Source organism: Sphingomonas sp. (assembly GCF_036677245.1).
GTDB lineage: Bacteria > Pseudomonadota > Alphaproteobacteria > Sphingomonadales > Sphingomonadaceae > Allosphingosinicella.
Window position 1 is genome coordinate 1 of the sequence record NZ_JAKFCG010000030.1, and the last position, 4,898, is coordinate 4,898.

Sequence of the window (4,898 nt, forward strand, 5' to 3'; positions counted from 1 at the left end):
TTCCTGTTCGGCACGATCGTCAACCGCGCTCCGGTCGTGCTCGCCATCTCGACCGACGGTGCGGCGCCGATGCTCGGCCAGTCGATCCGCACTCGGATCGAGACCTTGCTCCCGTCCGGCCTCTCCGCCTGGGCGAAGGCCGCGCAGTCCTGGCGGCGGCAGCTCAAGGCGCGCATCGCCGACTTTGGCGACCGCCGCACCTTCTGGGAGCATTTCACCCGTCATGCCTGGGCGAATATCGGCAGAGCCCCGACCGACGCCGATCGCGATGCCTTGTTCGCTTCGGTGGAACCCGGTGCGAAGCGTGGCCGTGTCATCCTCGTCGGTGCCGGGCCGGGCGACCCCGAACTGCTGACGATGAAGGCGGTCCGTGCACTGCAGGCGGCAACGATCATCCTCTACGACGATCTCGTGGCGCCCGAGGTGCTCGAGCTCGCCCGCCGCGAGGCGCGCAGAGTTGCGGTCGGCAAGAAGGGTTACGGGCCCTCGTGCAAGCAGGACGACATCAATCGCCAGATCGTCGAGCTTGCGCTCGCCGGCGAGACGGTGGTTCGGCTGAAAGGTGGCGATCCGTTGGTTTTCGGCCGTGCGACCGAGGAGGTCGAGGCCTGCCGCGCCGCTGGGATCCCTACCGAGATCGTCCCCGGCATTTCGGCCGGGCAGGGCGCCGCAGCCGCGCTCGGCTTCTCGCTGACCGAGCGAAGTGTCGCGCGCCGCATCCATTATGTCACCGGCCACGCCGCCGACGGCAAGTTGCCGCAGGATATCGACTGGTCCGCGATCGCCGATCCCGGCGCCACCACGATCATCTACATGGGCCGCCGCACCTTGGCCCAGTTCGTCGAGCGCGCGCTGGCCGAGGGGCTGGATCCCGGGACACCCGCGGTCGCCGTCGCTGCCGCGACCCGGCCTGACCAGGCGCATGTGGCTGGCCGCATCGTCGATCTTGCCGCTTTGGTCGAGCAGCTCGATCCGGCGGCGCCGATCACGATCATCGTCGGCAGGGTGGCGCGCGAGCAGTCGATCGCTCCCGCCAATGTTCTTTCCTTCCGGGCCGCAGGGGTCGCGTCGTGAGCGAAGAGACTTTGATCCAGGAAGATATCGAGATCCAGGAAGGTGTCGGGCTTGAGGAAGGTGCCGGCTTGGAGGAAAGCGCGGGGCTGACCCACCTCGAAGCGCTCGAGGCCGAGAGCATCCAGATCATGCGCGAGGTCGTCGCCGAGGCCGAGAAGCCGGTGATGCTCTATTCGGTCGGCAAGGATTCGGCCGTGATGCTGCATCTCGCGCGCAAGGCGTTCTATCCCTCGCCGCCGCCGTTCCCGTTGCTTCATGTCGACACGACCTGGAAGTTCAAGGCGATGTACGAGCTGCGCGACCGCGTCGCCCAGGAGAGCGGCATGGACCTGCTCGTCTATCGCAATCCCGAGGCAATGGCGCAGGGGATCAACCCCTTCGACCACGGCAGCCTCCACACCGATCTGTGGAAGACCGAAGGGTTGAAGCAGGCGCTCGACAAATATGGCTTCGACGCTGCGTTCGGCGGCGCGCGCCGCGACGAGGAGAAGAGCCGCGCCAAGGAGCGTGTGTTCAGCTTCCGCACCGCGCAGCACCGCTGGGATCCGAAGAACCAGCGCCCCGAGCTGTGGAGCCTCTACAATGCGCGCAAGGCCAAGGGCGAAAGCATCCGCGTCTTTCCCCTGTCCAACTGGACCGAGCTCGATATCTGGCAATATATCTATGCCGAGAACATCCCGATCGTGCCGCTCTATCTTGCCGCGCCGCGCCCGACGGTCGAGCGCGACGGCATGATCCTGATGGTCGATGACGACCGCTTTCCGCTCCGGCCCGGCGAGACCCCGGTCGAGCGCAAAGTGCGCTTCCGCACCCTGGGCTGCTATCCGCTGACCGGCGCGGTCGAGAGCGAGGCGACGACCTTGCCTGCGGTGATCCAGGAGATGCTGGTCGCGACCACCTCGGAGCGGCAGGGTAGGGCGATCGACCATGATCAGTCCGCGAGCATGGAGAAGAAGAAGCAGGAGGGCTATTTCTGATGGCCACCGCGCTTCGTGAGCTTGGCGGCGCGACGCCCGACGCGATCGCCGCCGAGGTCGACGCCTATTTGAAGGCCAACCAGCAGAAGTCGTTGCTGCGCTTCCTGACCTGCGGCTCGGTCGACGACGGCAAGTCGACCTTGATCGGACGGCTGCTCTACGACAGCAAGATGCTGTTCGACGATCAGCTGAGCGCGCTGGAGAGCGACAGCAAGAAGGTCGGCACGCAGGGCGAAGCGCTCGATTTCGCTTTGCTCGTCGACGGCCTCGCCGCCGAGCGCGAACAGGGCATCACGATCGACGTCGCCTATCGCTTCTTCACCACCGACAAGCGCAAATTCATCGTCGCCGATACCCCCGGCCACGAGCAATATACCCGGAACATGGTGACCGGCGCCTCGACCGCCGATCTCGCGGTGATCCTGATCGACGCGCGCAAGGGCGTGCTCACCCAGACGCGGCGGCACAGCTATCTGGCGCATCTGCTTGGCATCAAGAAGCTGGTGCTCGCGATCAACAAGATGGACCTGGTCGATTTTTCGCAGGCGCGCTTCGACTCGATCGTCGCCGATTACCGCGCGTTCGCCGACCAGATCGGAATCGAGGAATTTCTTCCGATTCCCTTGTCGGGCCTCGCCGGCGACAACGTCACAGAGAGCAGCGCCAACGCGCCGTGGTACGATGGCCCCGCATTGCTCGAATATCTCGAGAACGTGCCGGTCGGCGACACCAGCCTGCGCGGCGAGCCGTTCCGCATGGCGGTGCAATGGGTCAACCGCCCGAACCAGAATTTCCGCGGCTATGCCGGCACGATCGCGAGCGGCGAGATCCGCCCGGGGGACCGTATCTCGATCTTTCCCTCCGGCCTCAGTTCGACGGTCGACCGGATCGTCACCTTCGGCGGAGACCTCGACAAGGCGATCGTCGGCCAATCGGTCACCCTGACATTGATCGACGAGGTCGATTGCTCACGCGGCGATCTGATGGTCGCGACCTCGGCGCCGGCCGAGGTCAACGACCGGCTCGGCGCCACCTTGGTCTGGATGGCGGCCGAGGCGATGGTTCCCGGCCGCGCTTATTGGCTCAAGATCGGCACCCAGACGGTCACCGCCAGCGTCGCGCGAGTCGACGAGGTCATCGACGTCAACACGATGGAGCGTCAGCCCGGTCAGCCGCTCGAGCTCAACGATATCGGCCGCTGCGAGATCCTGCTCGACCGCAAGGTCGCGGCGCAGAGCTATGCCGACAACCGCCATCTCGGCGGCTTCATCCTGATCGACCGCGCGACGAACGCGACGGTCGCGGCCGGCATGGTCGATTCCTTTCCGCAAGCGGCCGACACGGCAGCCGGCGACCATGCGGCGGGGCGGATCATCTGGCTTACCGGCTCAACCGAGGAGAAGATCGCGGTCGCGCAAAAAGCGCAGCAGCGGCTCGGCGCACGCGGGCGGCCGACCTTCGTGCTCGACGATGCGAGCCTGCGCGAAGGTCTCAGCGCCGATCTCGGGAGCGCGCCCGCCGACGAGAATGAGCACAAGCGCCGCGCCCGCGAGGTCGCGCGTCTGATGAGCCGTGCCGGTGTCACCGTCCTGGTCGCGCTCGACGCTTCGCATGAAGCGAACGAGCTCGGCAGCGACGTCCATGTCGCCGACGCGTCCGACGATTGGGCGGACTGGATCATCTGACCTTCAGCGGGAGCGACTCGCGGCGCGTTCACTGATCGCTTAGTCATCTTTGTCAATCCACAAAAAGCATAATTAGCCGAACTAGTTACAATACTTGATGCAGTTCTGCATCAGTTCCCAAAAAACATCTGGAAGCAGTTTGCGACGTCTGGCCTTTGCTGGCGCAGCTACGCTAGGCGCCTGATCCGCGGATGCAGCAGCCGCTGCACATTCGGTGTCCCGCCCAGTCCTGGGCGTGGAACCAACCCAACAGGAGATCAGGTGAATGTCGAAGCTTCATTCTACGTGGGCATTGCTTTTGTGCACGGTCAGCGCGCCGGCAATGGCGCAGGAACTTGGAGCGCCTGATCCAGCGCCGGCTCCGGCCGCGGCCGCTCCTGCAGCGACCGCAACCAGCGAGGCGCCCGCCGCCGACGAGGGCGGTTTCGAGGACATCGTCGTCACGGCCACTCGCCGCGAGGAGCGCCTCCAGGACATTCCCGTGACCGTCACCGCGATCGCCGGCGAGATGCTGCAGGCCGCCGACGTCACCTCGGTTCGCAACCTCACCCAAGTCGTTCCCGGCTTCAACGGCGCGCGCAACTTCGGCGTGTTCACGCCGACCATCCGCGGCGTCGGATCGAACGGCATCTCGGTTGGCGACGAGGCGAACGTCGCAACCTATGTCGACGGCATCTATCAGGCCGATCCCTTCTCGACCTATGTCGAGCTGGTTGAGGTCGAGCGCGTCGAAGTGCTGCGCGGCCCGCAGGGCACCGTGTTCGGCCGCAACGCGACCGGCGGTTTGATCAACGTCATCACCCCCGATCCCAAGTTCAACACCAGCGGGCGGCTCGCTGCCCGCTACGGCCGGACTGCCGAAGGCACCGACGATTACGATTTCCGCGGCTACCTGACCGGTGGCCTGACCGAGACGGTCGCGGCCGACGTTGCGGCGCTCTATCGCAAGACCGACGGCTATGTTGAGGATCTCGTCCGCGGCGGCAAGCTCGGCGAGCTCGAAGTCTTCGACGTGCGCAGCAAATTGCTGTTCCGTCCGAGCGACACGATGAAGTTCGTCCTGATCGGCGAATATTTCGATTCGAACAGCTCGGTGAATTCGCCGCAGCCCTATGTCGACCGCACGACCGGTCTCCCGAACACCCTCGGGCGGTCGTTCGGC

4 protein-coding genes are annotated in these 4,898 nt (G+C 65.5%); all 4 read left to right on the plus strand.

Going from position 1 to position 4,898, the window contains the following annotated elements:
* A partial coding sequence (cysG, locus tag V6M48_RS02840) for a siroheme synthase CysG (RefSeq protein ID WP_332811011.1) occupies positions 1 to 1,074 on the plus strand: 1,074 nt, incomplete at its 5' end.
* Between the two features lie 68 nt (positions 1,075 to 1,142).
* Positions 1,143 to 2,051 carry a sulfate adenylyltransferase subunit CysD gene (cysD, locus tag V6M48_RS02845; RefSeq protein WP_332811014.1) on the plus strand — a complete coding sequence of 303 codons (909 nt, stop codon included), beginning with the start codon at positions 1,143 to 1,145 and terminating at the stop codon, positions 2,049 to 2,051.
* Positions 2,051 to 3,736, plus strand: coding sequence for a sulfate adenylyltransferase subunit CysN (gene cysN / locus V6M48_RS02850; protein ID WP_332811012.1), 1,686 nt, complete (start codon positions 2,051 to 2,053; stop codon positions 3,734 to 3,736). Before cysD ends, cysN begins: the two co-directional genes overlap by 1 nt.
* Positions 3,737 to 4,001: 265 nt before the next feature.
* Positions 4,002 to 4,898, plus strand: an 897-nt coding sequence (locus V6M48_RS02855; RefSeq protein ID WP_332811013.1) for a TonB-dependent receptor plug domain-containing protein, incomplete at its 3' end; no start/stop codon positions are given.